Genomic DNA, 22,695 nt, shown 5'->3' with positions numbered 1-22,695 from the left:
TTATTATTTCTTTCTTTTTGCCTTTGATTTTGCTTTAGCCTGCGCACGGTTGCCAGGTTTTGTCTTAGGTGGATTTCTCTTGGTAGGCCCGCCCCAGTTTTCCTTCTTGTTTTTGGCTTTTTTCTCATGAAATGCGCCCCCGCCTTCTTCAAGTTTTATGGTATGGGCATTTTTCATTACTACTGTTTCATTTTCAGCAGCAATTTTCACAGGATTTTCTTTCACTTCTATAGGGAACGGAACAATCTGTAGAGCTTTATCCATCAATAATTCAATGTCAAGCAGCAGTGTTTCCTCCTTTTTAGTGATGAAAGAGATGGCTACCCCATCTTTCTCTGCGCGCCCGGTACGGCCAATACGGTGTATGTACTGCTCGGGCACTTCTGGTATTTCAAAATTAATGACATGGGTAATCTCTGATATATCGAGGCCACGCGCCATGATATCAGTAGTGATTAGGCCACGAAGATTCTGTTCTTCAAAATTCCGCATCGCGCGAAGGCGGTAATTCTGGGATTTATTGGAATGGATGACATCAAAATCTCCCGGAAAAAGCTCTTCTATCTTCGTAAAAAGATAATCTGCGTGCTTCTTGTTATTACAGAATACTAGAATTTTAGACAGGTCTGCGTTTGATTTCAGCAGATATTCAAGCAGGTTGATCTTCGTATTGAAATTGCTGACTTTATAGCCAAACTGTTCAATCTTTTCCAGCGGTGTGCCCGATTTGGCTAATGAAATTTCTATCGGACTTGCAAAATATTCTTCCAACATCTCATCCACTGCATCGGTCATGGTAGCGGAAAATAATATGTTTTGCCTTTTCTCGCGCGTCATTGTAAGAATTGTGCTTAACTGCATTTTGAAACCCAGGTTCAGCATTTCATCGAACTCATCAATCACCAGTTTCTGTACCTCTTTTAGACTGATGGCACTGTCAATCGCCAAATCCATCACACGGCCCGGCGTACCAATAAGGATGTCGCAACCTTCATCAAAAAGCAGCTTTTGTGTACGGATGTTTACGCCACCATATATACCGATGACCCTTGTCGTAAGGTGTTGGGTAAGGTTTTTCAGGATTTCCGTTACCTGTACCACGAGTTCGCGGGTAGGCACCAGGATCAGCACTGTAGGATTTCCGTTTTTATTGTACTTCCATGTCTTCAGTACGGGCAGTAAATACGCAAGGGTCTTGCCGGTCCCGGTTTGTGCGATGCCCATCACATCACGGCCTGACAGTATAGGTTTCAGGGCTTTTTCCTGGATTGGTGTAGGCTCGAATAAATTAGAATCGGCCAAAACATCCAGAATTTTTTCTGGTAACTCGAAATCGGCAAACGTGATCTTTTCCATCTTGCAAAGATAGTTTTTTAGCAGCAATACGAATTTTTAAATGCTGTAGTAGTGTCTTTAAAGAAAAATGCGCCCAATTTAGAGCGCATTTTAAGATATTTTATTCCCACTCAATAGTTGCCGGCGGTTTGCTGGAGATGTCGTACGTCACACGGTTAATACCACGCACCTCATTAATGATTCTGTTAGAGACCGTTTCAAGAAATTCCCACGGAAACTTACTGAAGGTCGCAGTCATAAAATCGGTGGTATTCGCTGAACGTACAACGGCGGTATATTCATACGTTCTCTCATCCCCCATCACACCGACAGATTTTACGGGCAGTAACACGACGAATGCCTGCGAAACTTTATCGTAAAGGTTGTTTTTATACAGTTCTTCAATAAAGATATCATCTGCATGTTGCAGAATGGTTACTTTTTCTTCGTCCACCTCTCCCAAAATCCTGATCCCCAGTCCGGGTCCCGGGAACGGATGACGATGAACCAAATGCGCTGGGATGCCCAGCTCTTCCCCAACTTTGCGTACTTCATCTTTAAAGAGTTCGCGCAGTGGTTCTAAAAGTTCAAAATCCATTTCTTCAGGTAAACCACCAACATTATGGTGGGATTTAATGACAGCAGACGGGCCTTTAACCGACTGGCTTTCAATGACATCAGGGTAAATAGTGCCTTGAGCTAAAAATTTAGCACCTTCAATTTTGTGAGATTCTTCATCGAATACCGCTACAAATTCATTACCGATAATCTTCCTTTTTTCTTCAGGGTCTGAAATACCCTTGAGTTTACCGAGAAAACGGTCCTTTGCGTCAATCAATTTAATATTCAAGTGAAAATGTTCGCCATAATTGGTCATTACTTTTTCAGCTTCATCTTTGCGGAGCAAGCCGGTATCGACAAAAATACACTGTAGTTGGTCACCAATTGCCTTATGGATGAGTACAGCGGCCACAGAAGAATCCACACCACCGGAAAGTCCTAAAATCACTTTCTGGCTGCCGACTTTTGCTCTGATTTCGGCAACCGCGCTGTCGATATAATTGGTTAGTTTCCAGTCTTTTGGCGCATGACAGATACCGAAGACAAAATTTTCGATGATGCGAGCGCCCTCCTCCGTGTGTGACACTTCTGGATGGAACTGTACGCCGTAGATGCGCTGAGCCTCGTTAGAAATTGCTGAAATCACATCACTTACCGCGTTCACTTCAAAACCGGCTGGTATTTCCTGAACTTCATCGAAATGACTCATCCATACCGTAGAAAACTGGCTGGCACCTGAAAGTAACGTATTTGATTTTTTGATTTCGAGGGTGGCTTTACCATATTCACCTTTTTCGCCTCTTTTCACCTTACCATCCAAAAGATGCGTAATCAGTTGCATACCGTAGCAAATGCCAAGCACCGGAATCCCCTGTTCCAGAAGGTTTTTATCGACGAGCCGGGCATTCTCAATATTTACAGAGCTAGGGCCGCCCGAAAGGATGATTCCCGAAGGGTTTTTTGTAAGAATTTCATTTAAAGGTGTATCGTAAGGCAGTACTTCGGAGTACACACCGAGTTCGCGGATTCTTCTGGCAATGAGCTGATTATATTGTGACCCAAAATCCAGAATGATGATTCCTCTGTTCATGTATATTTATTTAGTGAGATTTAAAAAACGAAAAAGCGTGAAATATCACGCTTTATGCTAAAACTTGCCGATATCTTCACGGTACGATTCGTAATCGAAACTGATGGTCTTGGCATCTTCGTACACTTTTTTACGGGCTTCTTCATAGGTATTCCCTGTGGCTACAAGGTTGAGCACACGGCCACCGGAGGTTAAGATTTTATTCGCTGTTGCCCTGGCCCTGCAAAAAGTACCTCGCTGTGCGCAACTTTATCAAGATTTCTTATTTCGAAACCGGTCTCGATCTTCCTTGGGTAACCGCCGGAACACATTACCAAGCAAACGGCTTTTTCATCTTTAAATTTAAGTTGCACATCGCGTCCTTCCAGACAATCATTAATGACATCAAGCAATTTGTTCTCCATCAGAGGCAGGATCACCTGCGTTTCCGGATCGCCCATTCTCATGTTATATTCAAGAAGGTATGTGCCTTTTTCCGTCACCATCAGCCCGAAAAAAATAAATCCTTTAAACTGTATACTAGCCGCATTTAAACCTTGTAAAGTAGGATTCAGGATGTTTTGCTCGAAATCCTGGTAATGTGCCTCTGTAAACTCCGGGCTTGGCGCAACGCTGCCCATACCACCGGTGTTCGGACCTTTATCACCGTTGCCGGCTTTTTTATAATCTTTCGCGGCAATACACGGGAACAGTTTTATACCATTTGAAAAGGCAATCACCGAAGCTTCAAAACCTTTCAGATATTCTTCAATGACTAACTGAATACCGGCATCGCCATAAATGCGGTCGATCATGAACCTGTGAATGGTAGCTTCGGCTTCGGCCAGATCTTCAGCAATCACAACGCCTTTACCACCGGCCAGTCCGCTGGCTTTTATCACAGTCGGAAACTGCTGTTTCCGCACGTAATCCAAGGCTTCATGATAGGCATCGAATACCACAGCCTTGGCCGTTTTGATGTTGTGCGTCTGCATGAACTTTTTAGAGAATGCTTTGCTACCTTCTAGCTCGGCAGTTCTTTTCTCTGGCCCGAAAATCTTTAGGCCATGTTTATTAAATTCGTCAACAATGCCTTCTACCAGAGACGCTTCAGGTCCTACAATGGTAAGGTCTATTTTTTCTTTAATGGCGAAATCGCGCAAGGCCTCCACACTGTCTTCATGTAAATTCTGGCCCAGTTTACCGGTGGTTACGGTACCTTTGGCAAAATACATCTTAGAGATTCGGCTATCATCCTTCAGTTTTACGGCGAGTGCGGATTCTCGTCCGCCGTTTCCTACAATTAATATTTTCATTTGGTATTGCTTATTATTTTGAATTCATCAAAAGTAATGATTGTATGATAAATTTCAAATTCAGTTATATAAAATCCCTGTGTGTTTTAAGGACAGGTTTGGTATTTCCATCAATGCAAAAAGTGGCGCATTCCTGTAAACATCATCGGGATCTTATGTTCGTTAGCCGCATCCACGCTGTCTTGGTCGCGCATACTGCCGCCAGGCTGAATGATGGCTTTAATACCTTCTGCAGCGCAATAATCTACCACATCGCGGAACGGGAAAAAAGCATCGGAAGCGAGTACCAAATCACCACTAAACTTTTCTTTGGCCCGTGCAATAGCCTGTTGTGTAGCCCAAATCCGGTTCACTTCCCCACCACCGATCCCTAAGGCCTGCTTGCCGTTAGAAACCACTATAGCGTTAGATTTTACATATTTTACCACCCGCTGTGCGAACAAAAGGGCTTCTTGCTGTTCAGCGGTAGGTACGGTGAGCGTGACAGTCGCTATATTTTCTGAAAAATGCGTATCGGTTTCCTGCACCAGCATTCCACCGTCGGTTTTCTCCCATGTGTGTCTGTCGGATACTGCATTTTTGATTTTTATGATGCGTAGGTTTTTTTTCTTTCTCAGAGTTTCCAGCGCGTCCTCATCGAACTCGGGCGCCATGACAATCTCCAGGAATGTTTTATTGAGCTCTTCCGCAGTACCTTTATCAATTTTGAAATTCATACCCACAATACCCCCAAATATTGAAACAGGATCGCACTCGAAAGTATTTTTATAAGTTTCCAAAGCATCTGTTCCTACAGCTACACCGCATGGCGTGGAATGCTTTACCGCACAGCAGGCCATTTCAGTCTTAAACTCATTCACCACCTTCCAACAAAGGTCCATATCCCGAAGGTTATTGAATGAAAGCTCTTTTCCGCCTAAAATTTCAAAATCCTTCATCGCCCCGCTGTCGGTTGTTGAAACATAATAAGCTGCCGATTGATGTGGGTTCTCGCCATAACGCAGATCCGATATTTTCTTATAAGACGCATTCAGATACTGCGGATACTCTTCATCCAACAACATCATTGAAATGGCCGCATCATACGCTGCCGTAAGGTTAAAGACTTTACCGGCAAGTTTTTTACGGGTTTCTAAACTGGTATCACCAGATACGGTGATTTCCTGCTGCACTTTGGCATAATCGGCCACATCAGTAATCACCGTAACCGCACTGAAATTTTTAGCGCCTGAACGCAACATGGAAGGCCCGCCGATATCAATAAACTCCACCTTTTCCTGAAGTGAAATATCAGCGTTGGCATTTTCGAAAAACGGATAAAGATTGACGATCACCATGTCAATAAGGCCAATGCCGTGATCGCTGACGGCTTGCATATGCTCCTCGCTGGTGCGTACTGCCAGCAGGCCGCCGTGTACTTTCGGGTGCAGCGTCTTCACACGGCCGTTGAGCATTTCAGGGAAGCCGGTAACATCATCTATCTGTACGGGCTGCAACCCTGCTTCTTTAAGATGCTTGAAGGTGCCACCGGTGGAAATGAGTTCGTAATTGTTTTCTTCTAAAAATTTTGCAAAATCAATCAGGTGGGTTTTATCCGAAACTGAGATCAGCGCGCGCTTTTTTAACATTTTTCTTTCTTTTTACTTTTACTTTTGTCCTTATTTTTCCTGAAGTTGAGCAAGTGCTTTCTTAATAGCCTTCGGGAAAATCCGGTATTCTATTTCGTGTATTTTTTTTGCTAAGGAATCTGGTGTTTCACCTTCACTAATGGCTACTGCTTCCTGCAGGATGATTTCTCCCTCATCGATGCCCGGCGTTACGTAATGCACTGTGGCGCCACTGTAGGTTTCGCCGGCCTCAATTACTGCTTTATGTACATGAGCTCCCCACATGCCCGCACCACCAAATTTCGGCAGTAAAGCCGGATGGATATTGATTATCCTTCCTTTGAATCTCGTACAAATTTCTTCGTTTAATATAGATAGAAACCCTGCGAGCACCATAAAATCGGTATCGGGCGGAATGGCATCAAGCAACTGCTGCTGAAAATTTTTTCCTCTTTTAAGCTGAGCGACTTCTATGCCGTGATTCTCTGCTCTTGTGGTCGCGAAACAAGGGCGGTCAGCGATTACTTTTATAATTTCAGCCTCGGGTATTTCACCACTCAGTACTGCGTCAATGATGCGCTGAAGATTGGTGCCACCGCCAGAAACAAGTATGCAGATTCTTTTTGTGGTCATACGATATTAGATCAGTTCAATTTTTTGGTTTCCTTTAGTGATTTCACCAATAACGTAGGCGTCATCAAGTATATTTAGGACTTCGGCAGCCTGTTTTTCGTCAACTACGACAACCATCCCCACTCCCATGTTGAATGTGCCGTACATTTCCATCCGGTCGATATTTCCTCGTTTTTCGAGTTCGAGCATGACTGGAGGGATCTGTATAAGGGCGGTTTCAACCTTTGCACAAAGCCCTTCTGGGATAATGCGCGGTATGTTTTCAATAATCCCGCCACCAGTGATGTGTGCGATACCTGCAACCGCTACCGCTTCCAGCAGTCGGAATATAGGTTTGTAATATAATTTGGTAGGGACTAAAAGCGTCTCGTGAAGCGGTTTCCCGTCAAACTCTTCATTAAAATCGGTGAAAATCTTTCTTACAAGCGAAAAGCCATTGCTGTGAAACCCGGAACTTGGCAGCGCGATTATCTTATGTCCGATCGCAATTTTGGACCCGTCGATGATCTGATCTTTTTCCACGATGCCCACGCAGAAACCAGCCACATCATAATCTCCAGGCTGATACATGCCGGGCATTTCGGCAGTTTCGCCACCGATGAGCGCACAATTGTTGTCCTTACAGGCTTCCACCATACCCAGCACGATTTCAGCTGCAATATCAGCATCTAATTTGCCGCACGCCAAATAATCTAAAAAAAACAGTGGTTTGGCACCGTGACACAGGATGTCGTTGCCGCACATAGCAAAACAATCTACACCTATGGAATCATATTTCTTGGCATCAAGCGCCACTTTCAGTTTTGTGCCCACACCATCTGTCCCCGAGACAAGTACTGGATTTTTGTAACCTGCAATTTCATAAAACGCACCGAAACTGCCAATGTTATTCAGCACCTGCTTGTTATGGGTTTCTGCAACCGCTGATTTTATTCTATCAACCGTTTTGTAGCCTTCTTCTTTGTCTACGCCGGCGGATTTATAGGTATTATTCATGGGTATTAAATGTATAGATTTAGGATAATTGCTGTAAAAAAATCAAATAAAAAAAGCCGACAATCATTCTGACCGTCGGCTTCTCGTTTATTTTTCAGCGTAAATTGCACTTCCAAAATTCTGGAATTTTTCTTTCGGGGAATGCAATGTCAGCCGTATCACTTCATTAAAAATTTGTTTTGCGAAAATAAGGTTTTCTGTCGAAAATAAAAAATTACTTTTTAAAAAATTGTTATCAAAAGGTGGCTTTAAGTTTGATTATCGGGTTAAATAACTATTTTTGTTCCCATTAAAAAAAATAAATTATGGCTTCAGGCTTTTTTGCAATCTTGGATGATATTGCCGCGCTGATGGATGATGTGGCAGTCACCGCAAAAATGGCAACCCAAAAAACGGCCGGAATCTTAGGTGACGACCTGGCGGTAAACGCCGAAAAAGCTACAGGTTTCCTGGAGTCGCGCGAAATTCCTGTTCTGATGAAGATCATGAAAGGTTCGTTCATCAACAAACTCATCATCGTGCCCGCGGTTTTTTTGCTTGAATGGCTATATTCCCCTGCGATCACGCTGATACTAATAGCCGGAGGCTTCTACCTTGCGTATGAGGGCATCGAAAAAATCATCGAGTTTCTTTTCCACCGCAAGAAAAAAGGACACGAAGTAATTGAAGAAAGAGCGGCGAGTACTATCAGCGCTGAACAGAACGAGAAAACCAAGGTTCAGTCGGCGATAACGACTGATTTCATTCTTTCGTTGGAAATTGTGATCATCGCTTTGGCCTCGGCCAAACAGGGTTATGAGTCGCTGAAAAGTCAATTTGATCCGATGTTAGTCGAAATCGTTACCGTTTCAATCGTCGCGATCATCGCAACAGTAGGTGTTTACGGAATTGTGGCGTTAATTGTCCGTATGGATGATGCCGGCTTGCGCCTCATCAAAAAATCGAAAACCGAAAAAGGATTTCTGGTTTCATTCGGAACTTTTCTGGTAAACGCGCTGCCTTGGGTAATCAAAGGGCTCGCGGTTGTGGGTACAGTTGCGCTGATTTTAGTCGCGGGAGGCATTTTCGTTCACAATATTGAGTGGATTCACCATCATTTCTTGCCAAACTTCAATTCACTTTTGCGGGAAGCTTTAGCCGGTATTATCGGTGGATTAGTCGCAATTCCTGTATTTGCATTGGGCAAAAAACTGTTTGCAATGATTAAGAAACCAACGAACTAAAAAAACAGGAAAAGCGGACGAAAATCCGCTTTTCTTTTGTAAAATAGGCTGTTTATTTTATTTAAAATTGCATCGGAACTTCCATCAGCAGGATTTCCGAATCTCCAAGTGCTTCTAATGTAAAACTTTCGGTTTCCCAAATTCCAAAACCGTCTCTTCTTTCCAGAATTTGATCGCCGATTTTCGCTGAACCTTCCAGCACGAAAACGTAGACGCCGTTTCCATTTTGATGGATTTTGTATTCCTTGGCGTTTCCTTTATCAAATTTAGCTAAGTTAAACCACGCATTCTGATGAATCCATACGCCTTCATCATCGGGATTTGGTGAAAGAATCTGCTGGAAATCATTAAGTTTTTCGTTTTCTTTAATACTGATCTGGTCGTAACGCGGCGTGACATTCATTTTATTCGGAATCACCCAAATCTGGAGAAATTTTACAAGCTGATCTTTATTTCTGTTGAATTCGCTGTGCTGAACACCGGTACCAGCGCTCATGACCTGAATTTCACCCTTCCGGATTACGGCCGAAGTTCCCATTGAATCCTGATGTTCCAGATCGCCTTCCAGCGGAATTGAAATGATCTCCATATCGCGGTGCGGATGTTTCCCAAAACCCCTTCCGGAAGCAACCTGATCGTCGTTTAAAACTCGCAATGCGCCGAAATTCATTCTTTCGGGATCGTAATGATTGGCGAAATTAAAACTGTGATAAGATTTCAACCAACCATGATCGGCGAAACCTCTTGTGTCGGCTTTATGATATACTGTTTTCATTTTGAGAGATTTTAGATTTTAGATTTAATAGTACAAATTTAAGACAATGAAGATTCTAATACATTGATATGGGATAAGTTCGGATGTAGCTTTAAATATTAAAACAAAAAAAATCCGCCAGGAAATTCTGACAGATTTGAATATTTAAATATAAATTCTAAACGGTTTCCATTTCAGCGTCGTCATCTTTACCTACACCTTTCAAAGTAAGCGAGATCCCTGCCGCGATGATCATCGCGACACCACCGGCAACTACATAACCAATCGCAAAATTCCCGAAAATGCTGTGCACAACCGGCCCGCCGATGATTCCGTTCACGATCTGCGGAAGCACGATAAAGAAATTGAAAATACCCATGTACACGCCCATTTTTTTAAGTGGGATGGCGTTGATCAGCATGGCGTAAGGCATCGCGAGAATACTCGCCCATGCAAATCCGATTCCTACCATTGGAATCCAAAGAAGTGATGTATTTTCGATGAAATACATTGAAATAAGTCCGATACCACCACTAAAAAGTGCGAGCGCATGCGTCTGTTTTTTGCCGATTTTATTGGCCAACGGAATCAACAGAAACGCAAAACCGATCGCAAACAGGTTGTAATAACCGAAAAGTTCGCCCACCAGGTTTCCTGCGTTGTTGAACTGTTCTGACTTTGCATCGTCCGGAGACAGCCCGAAATGGTGCGTTGCCACGGAACTTGTTGTGTAAACCCACATCGTGAAAAGCGCAAACCATGAGAAAAACTGCACGACGCCGAGACTTTTCATTAATGGAGGAATATTGGCAAAATCCCTGAAAATATCCGAAAACCGTGGTGTGACCTCATGTGGTTCTTCCTCCGAAAAATCCGCGAAATCTTTCGGTGAGTATTCTTTCGTAGTGAAAATCGTGTAAAGTATGGTTAAAAGTAAAACCGCCGCACCGACGTAAAATGAATAGATCACCGAATCGGGCACAAAACCTTCCGGCGCGACGTTCGAAACGCCGAGCATTGTGAGCCAGGCCGGCATATTTGAACCGATTACGGCACCGATTCCGATTAAAATAGTTTGAACCGAAAACCCAACTGTTCCCTGACTTTTCGGTAACATATCGCCTACCAGCGCGCGGAAAGGCTCCATCGCGACATTGATCGACGCATCCATCAGTGCAAGGAAAAGTACCGCGAAAAGCAAAACGCCGCTGCCCAAAAAGACGCCCACCGACGCCGAGTTCGGCAAAAACACCAGTCCGACCGCGGTAAGCAAAGCACCAATCAGAAAGTACGGTTTTCGCCGCCCCCATTTTTCTGACCACGTGTGATCGCCCATGTGGCCGATGATCGGCTGCACGATAAGTCCCGTGAAAGGTGCGACCAGCCAGAACCAGGAAAGGTGATGCACGTCGGCGCCTAAGTTTTGCAGGATGCGGCTCGCGTTACCGTTTTGCAGGCCAAACGCCATCTGGATTCCGAGAAAACCCATGCTCATGTTGATGATCTGAGCGAGTTGCAGGTTTGGTTTTATTTTTTTAGCCATGCTTTTTTAGTATTTGAGTGGTGGAGTTTTTAAGTATTTGAGAGGTTATTTTTTTAATTTAGAAATGATCGGATCTTCGATCGGCGCTTTCATTTTGGTGACTTCATCGATGACGTCATTCGGAACGGTGGCCGATAAAACGTACTGACGGATTTTCCATTCGCCGCCGATTTTTTCGAGGACGCCGGAGCCGCGGCAGATCTTCATCTGCGTATCGAGGATCTCATCGAACCAGGCGTAGGTACCGTTTTTGCTGAAAGTGATGTTTCTTTTGAGCGAGGTAAAATTCCAGGCTTTGCCTTTATCGAAAAAAGGTTTTGCCCAAACCATGAACTCTTTTTTATTCCAGACTTCGGTGGCATCGGTTCCGATGAATGTAGATTCTTCCGCGTACAGATCGAAGTAATTTTTATAATCTGCTGCAGCTGCAAACGCATTGAGATCATCCAGAACTTTATTGATGTTTTTCTTCTGCACGTTTTCGTAGAAGCCTTTGGTTTGGGCGTGGAGGCTTGCGAAAGAGCAAAGGAGGATGGCGAGGACGAGGGTGAGGTTTTTCATTTGGGTAATTGACAAATAGAACATTCTTCACGCAGGACATTAATTTTTTCCTAATACATAGATATCATACACAATCAGGTCACCAAGATTTTTTGCATCTTCTTTCGTCCATTCTACACATTTTGAATTTGATGTCATGCATCTTTCTCCAAACATTTCCCAGTTTTGATTAAATACAATTGTTAATTGTGTGGGCCTGTCTTTTATTTCCTTAGTGCTTGTTTTTTTATATTCATAATTAGTTACATATCTAAATGTAATTCTGTTAACCTCATTTGCGTTTTTATTCGGGAAAGCTTTTATAGATTTAACTTCCACATCCATTTTTGACACAAGGTAACTCAAAGGTTTGCCAACAAATTCTTTTTTGTTAATTTCTATGTTTCTAGCATCAGCAACACTTTTCATCGTGGTTTGCGCGCATGAATAATTAAAAATTAAAAGAGATATTAATGCTAAGGTTTTAATTAAATTTTTCATTGTTATATATTTCAATTAGGGCATAGTGAATAATTATAATTTGTTGTCCCGTCAGAATTTTGACTTGTTGTAATATTTACTGCTCGGAAATTACCTGCTCCATCCATTTTAGTAAGGGTAATTCCAGAATTGTATTTGTTTAGAATATAAGCTATAGCACCAGACTCTGAAAAATCTAGTGCTAAATCTGTCCATTCTTCAAAAAGGCTCGGTGGAAAATCTACAAAATTTCCGCCGTTTGGATTTAACGTGATAGAAGGCGGATAGCTTTGTAAAAAAGTATTCATGGCATTATGATCTGTAACGACCAAGGCATACGTAGTACCATCCTGTGTAATTACATACCGCGTATTGTATTCAGAAAATTGATTTCTAATATTCATTAATGAATAAACATCTCCAGGGGAAGGAGGGTTATTGTTTGGATGATTGTGTATATCACCAATCGGATTAGAAAAACTACTAGTCAAATTTATCGATGATGTACCGCCCGTTTGTACTCCTGTCGCTTGTATGGTGCCATTAACATTCCCCAAATCCACTCCGTTTTCTAAACCGTTATTCACTCCAACTATAGCAGCTTCGGCATTGGTGTAGGCAGTTGATTTTGAATTTTCAGTTGCGGTGGAGGATGGTCCTTCGGCTAGTGTGCACGGATCGTTAGCGCCTGCATTTGGATCTGAGTAGTCACCGCCTCCGCCGTTCTCGCCATGTTCAGGTTCGCATTCTATATATATGGAACAACCTCCTCCAGGTGAACCGTGGTCGCCGGGCAAACCTCCAGAAAACCCGCCTCCACCTCCGCCTCCGACAATAATAACTTCCTCAATTTCACACGCAGGAGAACCTGGAAAACCGCATCTTCCACTCGTTGCTCCAACATGAACATTTCCGTATTCATCAATTTTGAAATTTTGATCGAACCTGGACTGAAAAGAATTAAGATTATTCAAAAACAAAGATGAGTGTCTATTAAGCGTAACATAATATACCTCGGTTTCATTTTTTGTCAGTAATCCGGCAACTAAATCGACAACTATCCCGTCTTTAATCTTCGGGAATAAAACCCACAAGTCGCCATTTTTTTCGAAAACAGTCTGAGAATGCAATCTAAACTCGATATACGCATCAGAATTTTTTGAGATGAATCGTAGCTTTTTTACTTTATTATAGTGTACATTATTTGTCGTGTTTACTAAGCCTGTAATATTGGTTATATTCACCGCATCATATCGTTGGGCTAAATAAGCAAAGGCTTCAGCATAGTTTAACGAGTCACCATTTTTGGCAAAATTACTGTTTCGGGAGAAAACGGAAAATTTTTTAGATTTCTCGGCATTTTGGTCCAAAGAATCCAGAGAATCTATTTCCGTTCGACACGAAAAGGAAATTAAAAGAGTTCCCAAGAAAACTAAAAGGTAGATTTTTCGCATAAGTTAGATTATTATAATATTGAGTTTAAGTACTGTAATACCATCGGAGCCAACTAGCAGACTGGCGCAAATTCATTTGATCTTAATCCAATCTTATCTCAACTCTAAAATTAAACAAGATTTCCCAGCTACAGTTAATTTATTTTGCGGATCGATCACAAAATCTTTTCCTGAAATTACATCCTTGCCCGCGGAAACTCCGCCCAAAGATTCAGCAAAACGGTTTAGGTCAAAAGTTTGCTCTTTTTCGTTGTTGTTGATCACCACCATTACTTTTTCATTGTTGATGCGCGGCGTGGACAAGTCGCGACTTGTCCCTACAACGCTGTCATTGTAACGGAAATAAACGTACACCTTTTCTTTCGGCATATAATGCTTTGTTTTTCCGGTGTGGATGACGTCTTTGCCTTTTCGCCAGTTCAAAACTTTTTGGGTGAAATCATGGAAATCTTTCTGTTCGGCGGTTCGGGTTGCAGGGTTGAAAGCATCCTGTGCATCGCCTTTCCAGCCGCCCGGAAAATCTCTTCTTATATCAGCATCACCTTTGAATTTTTCGCCACGCATACCGATTTCGGATCCGTAATAAATCTGTGGAATTCCTCGGACAGTTGAAATTAACGTCAGCGCCATTTTGTAATAGCGCGAATCTCCGTTGAAGATTTCGTTTAATCTTTCTGTATCATGATTTTCAAAAAACACCAGAATATTGTTGATGTCCGGATACAGAAAATCGTTTCCGAAGGAATTGTAAATCCTGATCATTCCTTTGTCCCAGCCCTCCTCTTCTTTTAAAGCCGACGGAAGATCGGTGTACAACGTGAAATCCATCACGGACGGAAGATTGGAGTTGTAACCGTCAATCTCCCCGATTTTTGAATTTTTCTGCCAGTAAGAAACGTGCGCCGGATTGTACATCCATGCTTCGCCGACAATATCGAATTTAGGATATTCGTCAGTAATTGCTTTTGCCCATTTTGCCATCGCTACTTTGTCGTTGTACGGATACGTATCCACGCGCATTCCGCCGAGTTCAGCATATTCAATCCACCAGATGGCGTTTTGGGTAAGGTATTTTAAAACCAAAGGATTGCTTTGGTTCAAGTCGGGCATCGTGGTATCGAACCAGCCGTTCAATGCTTCTTTTTTGTCTATTTCGGCAACATTGGTGTCGAACTGTGAAGTTGTTCTGTAGTTGGAACGTTTGAAACCGTACTTTCCTTCACCATCCGCGAACTGATGAATCCAGTCTTTGGTCGGTAGATCCTGAATCAGCCAATGCGAAATTCCCCAATGATTGGTCACATAATCCTGAATCAGCATCATGCCACGTTTCTGTAGTTCGCGCGAAAGTTCGAGATATTCTTCGTTGGTTCCGTAACGGCCGTCGATTTTGTATAAATCGGTCTGCGCGTAACCGTGATAGGAAGTCTGCTTTTCGTTGTCTTCGTTTGCCGGCGTTAACCAGAGTGCTGTAACACCCAGGTTCTCCAGATAATCCAGATTGTTGATGATGCCGCGCAGATCGCCGCCGTGTCTTCCGTTTGGCGCGTTCCGGTTCAATTTGTCGGTAAGGTTTTTCTGGGAATCGTTGGATTCATCGCCATTCGCGAACCTGTCGGGCATGATGAGATACATCACGTCCTTTGATGTGAACGAATTTCTGTCGGCGGAACCGGGTTTTCTGTTCTTCAGTTCGTAATCGTAAGAATATCTTGTTTTATTCTTTTCTTTAAAATTGATTTTAAATGAAGATGTATTGATTTCATCAGTATTCACCGTGATGAAAACGTAATTCGGGTTTTCGGTTTTTGTGAGGTCTTTGACCTGAATATTATTGGATAGTTCGACCGAATATTTTGAAATGTCTTTTCCGTAGACTAAAATCTGGAGTTCCGGATTTTTCATTCCTTTCCACCAAAAGGCGGGTTCTACTTTCTGGATCTGGGCGATTACGTCGTGCTGATATATAGCGAAAATAGTAAGAGTAGTTTTTTCATGGTAGGTTGTTGGTTGGCTGGTTGGAGCTAAAACTCATAGGTTTCGAAAACCTATGAGGTTTCTAGGGTGTCACGGTTCAGGTTCAGGGTTCTTATGAAATTGGATAAAATCATCTGTTGAGTCAAAATATTTCAGCATAAAATCCCGCGTTACTGCCGATGCCGTTTCAGGATGCAAATAGCTTCGATAAGATGAAAATTTCCATTCACTTGCATCACGCACAAAACCGTGACTGATAGGATTCCTATGAATATATTTGAAGGTATTTAATAAATATTGTTCGTCATCTATTCTTATTCTCTTCAAATAATCTAAAAACAGTGCGCCCCGTCGGCCATACATTTTATTATAAGCTTTTGCATAAGAATTAAGTAAATTACTGAAAGGTTTCATCAGCATCTGATGCGATTTTTCACCGTCCATATCTGCCGTTTCTATATTCAGATTCTTAGAAACCTCGTACTTTGTTTTGAAGACAACCAACAGGTGAATGTGATTTTGCATTAAACAGTAAGCGTAAATATCCAAAACCGGCAACAGATAAGACTTTAGTTTTTCAAGAAAAAAAACATAGTTTTTTTCTTCACGAAAAACAAGCTCGTTTCCGTTCACGTGTGTGTACACATGAAAGATTCCGTTGAAGTCGAAACTATTTTTGTATCTGCTCTCGTTCATCTGATGTCGATTGGAATGCTGACTGATGAAACCTCATAGGTTTCGAAAACCTATGAGGTTTAACTATTCACGTTGCCTACTTCACCGCCTTCACAGAAATCGCGTAACCACCGCTTCTCACCAACTTCATCGGAAGTTTAGATTTGCTGGTCACGGTTTTTTTGTAAATCTTGTAAGACTGAGGATTGTTGATGTAATCGGCATCATCACCGTCGGCATAAACCGTCGCTTCGTACTTCTTGCCTTTTGGCAGGAAGGAGAAATCTACGGTGTAATTCCTTGCGTTTTCATCGGTGATTCCGCCGACAAACCACTCGTCTTTACCTTTGGTTTTTCTGGCGGTATGGATGTAATCACCCGGCTCTGCGGCAAGGATTTTCGTGTCATCCCAATCGAGGGCAACGTCCTTGATGAACTGAAATGCATCCAGATGTCTGGCGTAGTTTTCCGGCAAGTCGGCCGCCATCTGTAGCGGAGAATACATCACCACATAAAGTGCGAGCTGTTTTGCCAAGGTTGTTTTTACGAAACGTGTGTCACCAGGGAAGTAATAATCAAGCTTAGTTTGGAAGATTCCGGGCGTGTAATCCATCGGTCCACCCATAAATCTGGTGAACGGAAGGATGGTCTGATGATCCGGATTGTTTCCGCCAAATGCTTCGAATTCCGTTCCGCGTGCAGCTTCAGCGGCGATCCAGTTCGGGTAGGTTCTGCTCAAGCCGGTTGGGCGAACAGATTCGTGAGAGTTGACCATGATTTTGTACTCATTGGCCTTCTCCGCGATTCTTAGATAATGATTGATCGTCCACTGTGAGTAATGATGCTCGCCACGCGGAATAATATTCCCCACGTAACCGGTCTTTACAGACGGGTAATCGTATTTGTTCATCAGCTGGAAAGCTTTCTCTGCCCATCTTTCATAGTTGGTGGCCGAGCCTGAAGTTTCGTGATGCATCATGAGTTTCATGCCTTTTGAATGCGCGTACTCGTTCAGCATTTTGATATCGAAATCGGGATAAGGTGTGATGAAATCGAAAACAAATTCTTTGCTATGGCCGAACCAGTCTTCCCAACCCACGTTCCAGCCTTCGATAAGCAGCGCATCGAAGCCGTGTGCCGAAGCGAAATCGATATATTCTTTCACTTTTGTATTGTTTGCAGCGTGTTTTCCGTTCGGTGTCAGTTTAGAAAAATCGGTTTTCCCGATGTGGACATTAGTGGCGGTAGAATATGACCAGTTCGATTTTCCGATAATCATTTCCCACCAAACACCCATGTATTTTGTAGGCTTGATGTAAGAAGTGTCCGTGTACTGGGTAGGTTCGTTAAGATTGAAAATCATTTTAGAATCCAAAACCTCTTCGGCTTTTGGCGAAACGATAATGGTGCGCCACGGCGAAACTGCAGGAGTTTGAATATAACCTTTCGCTCCCTGCGCATCCGGTGTCAAGTGGGTTTTGAATTTAAAATTAGCCGCATCAAGCTCTAAATTGGAAGCCGGATAATTGATAACAGCAGCCTCAGCAATATTCACATACAGCTGGTCTTTGCCTTCTTTTTTAAGCATTAAAGGCGTTTGAACGGCATTTTTGATCAAAGTCTGCGAGGCATTTCCGTCGTAGGAAGTAGGCCATTTTGCCGGAATCTCGGAAAGATTGGTGGTTTGCGTCTGGTATTCCTGAGAATCGTAATCTCCCGCGAGCCACCACGCTTTCATATCTGTCGGAAGATCAATTTCGGAATCTTCTTCTTTGATGATGAAATAATTCAGGTTTTTCTGCTCCGGGAACTCATATCTGAAACCCAGACCATCATTAAACAGACGGAATTTAATAATAATATGTCTGTCATTAGCCTCTTGGTTTAAAGTTACCGCCAATTCGTTATAGTGATTGATGTACGATTTTTTCTCGCCCATGATCGGCTCCCAGGTTTCGTTTTTCGAATCGAATTTCTCAACTGTTTTAGTGAAACCATTATTCAGATCGGAACTTTTTTGGTCTTTGTTCTCGATTTCAGAGGCGAACTGGATGTCGCCATCGCGAAGTAACCTTAAGCCTAACTTAGAATCCTCTACTATCGTTTTTCCTTTAAATTTTAAATGGTAAAAAGGAACACCCTGCTTAAGGGAAAAATTCATTTCAAAGTTGCCGTCCGGAGATTTTAAGGTTTGTGCGTTGAGCGCGAAACTTCCCATCAACAGGAATAACGCGGAGATTTTCAAGTTTTTCATACAGATCAATTTCAAACATTAAAAATAGGAAAAATATACCTGACCACAATGAATTTAAGGATGCTTTTGACCTTAAAAACCACAAAAAAAACTGCTGCCGAAGCAACAGTTTTCATTAATTGTATAAGTTGTTTTTACTTATAGTGGCGTTATGGTATAAATACCCAACTTGATGTTAGCGGTAATTTTATAATTGGCGCCGCCACCGTCAAACTTGATGTTATTATTAGACCCTTTTGGAGCCAGATAACCTGTATCACCCTCTGATTTTAGATCTGCCCATTCAAGATCGCCCCAAGCTTGTTGGCCGATGAATTTGAATTCGGCACCGTCGGGGATTATGATGGTATATTCAAATACTCCGTCACCCACCAACATCATCTCTAACGCATTACCTGCATCCCAACCGTTCAGTGATCCTACCAAATATACATTTGCAGGCACTGTTGGGATTGCGGAAGGAGTTACTGAAATGCTTCTGGAATTTTGGTTAATGGTAATTTTATACATTCCTGAATTTCCGGTGAATTTGATATTATCGGGACCTGAAGGTTCCAAATTAGTAGACCAAGCATTGAAATATTTGTATTCATCTTTAATACCCGCCGCATTTAGACTGTAATTATCAGGATTCCAGGCTTTCTGACCAAGAAAACGGAACTCGCCGTTCTGCTCCAGATATGTATAGATTTCAGAGATTTCATTGGTGTTTTTAAGCAGCTGTGCTTTAGTTTCATTCCAACCTGCTGCCGTAGCACTGCCAACAATGTGAAAATTAATGAAAGCAGGCTGATAAGGAAGCACTTTGAATGTCACCATTTCTGATACTTTGCTGATGGTTCCGCCTGTAGAAGTTGTAGTGGCTGTTACACGCACATCCATCTCGGAGGTTACACCAATAGTAAGACCGGTTTTTAGTGCGGCATCATTCAGCGCGTAATTTGTCCAGATAAGTTGCTTATCGTTAACAGTTGCTCCTGTAGTCACGAATTTATCGCTTCCTTTTTTAGCGATTTCTACGGTGTAATTTACATTTACGCCATAGCTGTAATCCGTCCATTTTACGGTAGCTGCCGTTGCCAGTGGATTGGCAGCGTCAAGCACGATGGTTTGGCCTGCCGTAGGATTGGTAATCACCGGCACCGCTACCGGATAAGGCGTTACGGTGAATGAAATTGTATTAGATACCGCTGTACCTGCTTCTACTCTTACATAAACCGTCTGAGGCGCGTAAGGGTTGACACCCGCCTGTAACATCGCTGTATTGAGGGTTGCGATATTGGTTTTAAGGGTATTGGTATCGGAAGTTCCCAGTACTGATTTTGTAGCGAAATCTTCCTTGGCGGAAACCACTACGGAATAGCTACTTACACCTTCCACCTTGCTCCAGGTAAGGATATAAGGATTATTGGCCATTGTTGGATACAGTACGGCCGCTCCCGGGTTTGTTTCCTGAAGTTTGAAGGACGCTTCTGGCGTCGTCCAGTCTCTGTCTGCCTCATTTCTACATGCACTCAGCAATAATAACGGCAAGACGAGCACCACTAGAATTTTAAATATATTTTTCATAAGATTCATTAAATTAAGGGTGTGCCTGCTTATTTCACCGGAATAACGGTATAAGCGCCTGTGGCATCGTTAAAATAAACATCATAAGTCCATTCTGCAGATAGAGGAATGTTCGCTCCGCCCTGTACAGCAACTCCGAAGAATTCAGCGTTAGTTCCCCAACTTACATCCCATGCATTATTCGCACGGAATTTAAATTCACCTGCGCCAAGCACTACATTTTTAATCGTCCAAAGATGCGGATCAAAGGTAGATTTTGTAAGCTGAACATCAGTATCCCAGTTACCTTTAACTGAACCGATGATAGACACATTATTATACGTTGTGGTAGGTGCAGTTACCGGCTCCATCGTATAAGTTAAAGCTGCAATATCAATCGTTAATTTGTAATATCCTTCCGTAAGAACTTTTATATCCCCAGAACCGCCGTCAGTACTCAATAACCCTTCAGCAGCACCTAAACCGTACTGTGCAGCCCAAGATCCTTTTTCTTTAATCACTTTAAAGCCACCCTCTTTGAACAGTCCTGTGAAGGTATATACATTGGCATCTTTAGTTTTAAGCAAAGGAAGAAGATTTCCGTTGGTGGCCAAATTATCCCAGCCACCCGCTGTAGCATTACCAACCAAGTAAAGATCCACATAATCATACGTTGGGCTCGCCAGATATGGCGTGATGTTGATACTTGTGATGTTAGAATATTGCTGAAGATCATCTGTCCCTACAAAAGAGCTTACACGGAAGTAGAGCTTCTGGCTTGCATATGGCACCAGTCCTACCCTTTTCGCCGCTTCATTCATCTGTAGCTGTGTAAAAGATACCGTAGTTTCGGATTTTGAAGTCTGCGCGATTTGATAAGGATTGGTAAAAGCTTGGTCACTGCTGATCTCCACTGAATATTTAGCTTCTACGGGCACATTGAATTCGGCTGCCTGCCAGGTAACGGTAAGTGCCGGGTTACCTGGGAAGTTCTCATCAAGAATAAGATTATCCTTCGACAGATCCATCAGGATGGGCGCGGCGCCGTTCTCTAGGGTGATAAGTTCGCGGTCTTCGCACGATGCCAGCCCTAGGATCATTACCAGTGCAAAAAACAGCCTTTTGAATATGATATTTTTCATTGTTGTAATATATTATTAATTATAACCAGGATTCTGTACCAAATTTGGGTTTACCACAAGGTCGTTGTTAGGGATTGGGAACAGGTTACGGTATTCCGGTACTGAAGTTCCTTCTTTTACATTCCCTTTCCAAGGCCACAAGTAAGCTGATGAGGTGAATTTCCCGAAACGGATAAGGTCTGTTCTGCGGGTCATTTCCCAAGACAACTCTCTTGATCTTTCATCAAGTATAAAATCGAGTGTAAGATTAGAGATTATAGAGGCGCCGGCTCTTGTACGGAGTGCGTTTACATAGTTAAGCGCTGTCGCCATATTACCACCACCGCCACGCAGCGTAGCTTCTGCATACATTAGGTAGATATCCGCCAAACGGTAAAGTGGCAGGTCTGTTTCTACCCAGTTTTCGTGGATCCCTGCAGAACCGTCACTTTTGATGTTTTTGTATTTAATGAAGGCATAACCGTCATTAAAGTTTGCAAGGTCATTGATTTCCAAAGTCTGCCCATCTGTATGGAAACGACCTCTCTTATCATTGGCCTCAAATTTCTGCACGAAGGCTTTAGTTGTTCTAAGACCGCCCCAGCCACCGTTTACACCAAAATCAGCAGCTTTCATTGTACCGCCAATCGCAGCATGTACCAGATAAGTGGTACCACCATTGGTTTGTGTTTTTTGCCCGTCATATACTACCGAGAAAATATTTTCAGGGTTAGCGATGTGATTATCCGCGAGGAAAAGGCTGGCATAGTCCGGTTTCAGGCTGTAACCTGCATTGATAACTTTTTCGCAGTTAGCAATTACATCCGCGTTTCTTTCTGTACCATTGTAAACTTTCGCATTCAGATACAATCTTGCCAAAAGACTCCAGGCAGCCGCTTTATCGAGACGCCCGTATTCATTCATTTTCGGTGCTTTCAGTTCTGCTTCGGCTTCTTTTAATTGGTTTTCCACATACGTGAACAATTCTGCACGTTTCATCTGCTGTGGTACTGTACCGATGGTGGTTTCATCTACGAAAGGTACGTTTCCGTACAGATCAAGCAGGTGATAATAGGCCTGTGCCCGCAGGAATTTTGCCTCAGCTCTCATCGCTTTGGCTTCATTCAGGTTATCCCCGCTGATCCCGTTCTGGTTCAGTTTTTCGTCGGTGGTATTTTTAATAAACTCGTTACAGTAAGCAATTTCTGTATAGAGTCTGTAATACATGGCGTTATTGAATTCGTTTGCCGGAGTCCAGATCATTTTATGGAACTCGTGCAGTGAACCGTCATTCCAACCGTTTACGGCCTCATCTGTGGTAATCACCTGCATGGTGTAGAGCAAACGGGTGTAGATAGATGCACCACCGTCGATATCAGCAATATCACCATTCCCATCACCACCGGACTGCCCACCTAAGGCAAGGCCACCATATAGTTTTGCCAACAGGTTTTTATAGTTACCAAAATCTTTATATAAACTTGCTGCCGTAACTTCGGTAATTGGCTCCTGTCGAAGGTCCTCTACACAGGATGTCACGGTAAGCGTGAGGCCTAGTATGGCGGCGGTTATTGTATTTTTTGTTATTCTGAAATTTTTCATTTTTCTA

At 42.8% G+C, this 22,695-nt stretch carries 17 protein-coding genes and 1 pseudogene; 1 reads left to right on the top strand and 17 read right to left on the bottom strand.

The genetic code is table 11. The features are described 5' to 3' along the window. Nucleotides 1-3 precede the first annotated feature (3 nt). The 6 genes and pseudogenes from CO230_RS03590 to purM form a co-directional block, all read right to left on the bottom strand. The gene (locus CO230_RS03590; protein WP_122027348.1) at nt 4-1,356 is read right to left on the bottom strand and encodes a DEAD/DEAH box helicase; all 1,353 of its coding nucleotides are present in this window, start codon (nt 1,354-1,356) and stop codon (nt 4-6) included. A gap of 100 nt (nt 1,357-1,456) precedes the next feature. After that, nucleotides 1,457-2,986: a glutamine-hydrolyzing GMP synthase gene (gene guaA / locus CO230_RS03585; protein WP_122027347.1), complete on the bottom strand. Its 1,530-nt coding sequence runs from the start codon at nt 2,984-2,986 to the stop codon at nt 1,457-1,459. A gap of 57 nt (nt 2,987-3,043) precedes the next feature. Beyond that, nucleotides 3,044-4,281, bottom strand: a pseudogene (gene purD, locus CO230_RS03580) (phosphoribosylamine--glycine ligase). 110 nt (nt 4,282-4,391) lie between these two features. Beyond that, nucleotides 4,392-5,909: a bifunctional phosphoribosylaminoimidazolecarboxamide formyltransferase/IMP cyclohydrolase gene (gene purH / locus CO230_RS03575; protein ID WP_122027346.1), complete on the bottom strand. Its 1,518-nt coding sequence runs from the start codon at nt 5,907-5,909 to the stop codon at nt 4,392-4,394. A 30-nt stretch (nt 5,910-5,939) separates the two neighbouring features. Beyond that, nucleotides 5,940-6,521 carry a phosphoribosylglycinamide formyltransferase gene (purN, locus tag CO230_RS03570; RefSeq protein WP_122027345.1) on the bottom strand — a complete coding sequence of 194 codons (582 nt, stop codon included), beginning with the start codon at nt 6,519-6,521 and terminating at the stop codon, nt 5,940-5,942. Between the two features lie 6 nt (nt 6,522-6,527). Continuing rightward, nucleotides 6,528-7,517: a phosphoribosylformylglycinamidine cyclo-ligase gene (gene purM, locus CO230_RS03565; protein ID WP_122027344.1), complete on the bottom strand. Its 990-nt coding sequence runs from the start codon at nt 7,515-7,517 to the stop codon at nt 6,528-6,530. Nucleotides 7,518-7,822: 305 nt separating this feature from the next. Here purM and CO230_RS03560 point away from each other — a divergent pair, with 305 nt between their 5' ends. After that, entirely contained in the window at nt 7,823-8,740 is a 918-nt protein-coding gene (locus CO230_RS03560; protein WP_122027343.1) for a DUF808 domain-containing protein, read from the top strand. 61 nt (nt 8,741-8,801) lie between these two features. On the opposite strand, the gene CO230_RS03555 is transcribed toward CO230_RS03560, so the two are convergent. The 11 genes from CO230_RS03555 to CO230_RS03505 all read right to left on the bottom strand — a co-directional run bounded on the left by CO230_RS03555 (nt 8,802) and on the right by CO230_RS03505 (nt 22,688). After that, nucleotides 8,802-9,515, bottom strand: coding sequence for a pirin family protein (locus CO230_RS03555; protein WP_122027342.1), 714 nt, complete (start codon nt 9,513-9,515; stop codon nt 8,802-8,804). 157 nt (nt 9,516-9,672) lie between these two features. Continuing rightward, nucleotides 9,673-11,037, bottom strand: coding sequence for an MFS transporter (locus CO230_RS03550; RefSeq protein ID WP_122027341.1), 1,365 nt, complete (start codon nt 11,035-11,037; stop codon nt 9,673-9,675). A 45-nt stretch (nt 11,038-11,082) separates the two neighbouring features. Further along, nucleotides 11,083-11,598, bottom strand: a complete 516-nt coding sequence (locus CO230_RS03545; protein WP_122027340.1) for a nuclear transport factor 2 family protein — start codon at nt 11,596-11,598, stop codon at nt 11,083-11,085. Nucleotides 11,599-11,637: 39 nt separating this feature from the next. After that, nucleotides 11,638-12,078, bottom strand: a complete 441-nt coding sequence (locus tag CO230_RS03540; RefSeq protein ID WP_228438176.1) for a hypothetical protein — start codon at nt 12,076-12,078, stop codon at nt 11,638-11,640. Nucleotides 12,079-12,089: 11 nt separating this feature from the next. Then, nucleotides 12,090-13,511: a hypothetical protein gene (locus CO230_RS03535; protein WP_162989969.1), complete on the bottom strand. Its 1,422-nt coding sequence runs from the start codon at nt 13,509-13,511 to the stop codon at nt 12,090-12,092. 93 nt (nt 13,512-13,604) lie between these two features. After that, a complete protein-coding gene (locus CO230_RS03530; protein ID WP_122027337.1) occupies nt 13,605-15,416 on the bottom strand; it encodes a glycoside hydrolase family 13 protein in 1,812 nt (603 codons plus the stop codon). Between the two features lie 162 nt (nt 15,417-15,578). Next, entirely contained in the window at nt 15,579-16,121 is a 543-nt protein-coding gene (locus CO230_RS03525) for a transposase (RefSeq protein WP_228438175.1), read from the bottom strand. A gap of 139 nt (nt 16,122-16,260) precedes the next feature. Continuing rightward, nucleotides 16,261-18,417, bottom strand: a complete 2,157-nt coding sequence (locus CO230_RS03520; protein ID WP_122027335.1) for a glycoside hydrolase family 97 protein — start codon at nt 18,415-18,417, stop codon at nt 16,261-16,263. A 138-nt stretch (nt 18,418-18,555) separates the two neighbouring features. Continuing rightward, entirely contained in the window at nt 18,556-19,986 is a 1,431-nt protein-coding gene (locus tag CO230_RS03515) for a SusE domain-containing protein (protein WP_162989968.1), read from the bottom strand. Nucleotides 19,987-20,015: 29 nt separating this feature from the next. Further along, nucleotides 20,016-21,107, bottom strand: a complete 1,092-nt coding sequence (locus CO230_RS03510; RefSeq protein WP_122027333.1) for a SusE domain-containing protein — start codon at nt 21,105-21,107, stop codon at nt 20,016-20,018. Nucleotides 21,108-21,122: 15 nt separating this feature from the next. Further along, the gene (locus CO230_RS03505) at nt 21,123-22,688 is read right to left on the bottom strand and encodes a RagB/SusD family nutrient uptake outer membrane protein (RefSeq protein ID WP_122027332.1); all 1,566 of its coding nucleotides are present in this window, start codon (nt 22,686-22,688) and stop codon (nt 21,123-21,125) included. Nucleotides 22,689-22,695: the final 7 nt, after the last annotated feature.

Origin of the sequence: Chryseobacterium sp. 6424 (genome assembly GCF_003692615.1) — a bacterium.
Taxonomy (GTDB): Bacteria; Bacteroidota; Bacteroidia; order Flavobacteriales; family Weeksellaceae; genus Kaistella.
Note: the sequence above shows the minus strand (reverse complement) of the source record. Positions and strands in the feature narration are given on the sequence as shown.

What these genes read in the sequence shown, in the direction of transcription:
- CO230_RS03590 (WP_122027348.1), bottom strand. Translation starts at nt 1,356, where the DNA reads ATGGAAAAGATCACGTTTGCCGATTTCGAGTTACCAGAAAAAATTCTG.
- guaA (WP_122027347.1), bottom strand. Translation starts at nt 2,986, where the DNA reads ATGAACAGAGGAATCATCATTCTGGATTTTGGGTCACAATATAATCAG.
- purH (WP_122027346.1), bottom strand. Translation starts at nt 5,909, where the DNA reads ATGTTAAAAAAGCGCGCGCTGATCTCAGTTTCGGATAAAACCCACCTG.
- purN (WP_122027345.1), bottom strand. Translation starts at nt 6,521, where the DNA reads ATGACCACAAAAAGAATCTGCATACTTGTTTCTGGCGGTGGCACCAAT.
- purM (WP_122027344.1), bottom strand. Translation starts at nt 7,517, where the DNA reads ATGAATAATACCTATAAATCCGCCGGCGTAGACAAAGAAGAAGGCTAC.
- CO230_RS03560 (WP_122027343.1), top strand. Translation starts at nt 7,823, where the DNA reads ATGGCTTCAGGCTTTTTTGCAATCTTGGATGATATTGCCGCGCTGATG.
- CO230_RS03555 (WP_122027342.1), bottom strand. Translation starts at nt 9,515, where the DNA reads ATGAAAACAGTATATCATAAAGCCGACACAAGAGGTTTCGCCGATCAT.
- CO230_RS03550 (WP_122027341.1), bottom strand. Translation starts at nt 11,037, where the DNA reads ATGGCTAAAAAAATAAAACCAAACCTGCAACTCGCTCAGATCATCAAC.
- CO230_RS03545 (WP_122027340.1), bottom strand. Translation starts at nt 11,598, where the DNA reads ATGAAAAACCTCACCCTCGTCCTCGCCATCCTCCTTTGCTCTTTCGCA.
- CO230_RS03540 (WP_228438176.1), bottom strand. Translation starts at nt 12,078, where the DNA reads ATGAAAAATTTAATTAAAACCTTAGCATTAATATCTCTTTTAATTTTT.
- CO230_RS03535 (WP_162989969.1), bottom strand. Translation starts at nt 13,511, where the DNA reads ATGCGAAAAATCTACCTTTTAGTTTTCTTGGGAACTCTTTTAATTTCC.
- CO230_RS03530 (WP_122027337.1), bottom strand. Translation starts at nt 15,416, where the DNA reads ATGAAAAATCCGGAACTCCAGATTTTAGTCTACGGAAAAGACATTTCA.
- CO230_RS03520 (WP_122027335.1), bottom strand. Translation starts at nt 18,417, where the DNA reads ATGAAAAACTTGAAAATCTCCGCGTTATTCCTGTTGATGGGAAGTTTC.
- CO230_RS03515 (WP_162989968.1), bottom strand. Translation starts at nt 19,986, where the DNA reads ATGAAAAATATATTTAAAATTCTAGTGGTGCTCGTCTTGCCGTTATTA.
- CO230_RS03510 (WP_122027333.1), bottom strand. Translation starts at nt 21,107, where the DNA reads ATGAAAAATATCATATTCAAAAGGCTGTTTTTTGCACTGGTAATGATC.
- CO230_RS03505 (WP_122027332.1), bottom strand. Translation starts at nt 22,688, where the DNA reads ATGAAAAATTTCAGAATAACAAAAAATACAATAACCGCCGCCATACTA.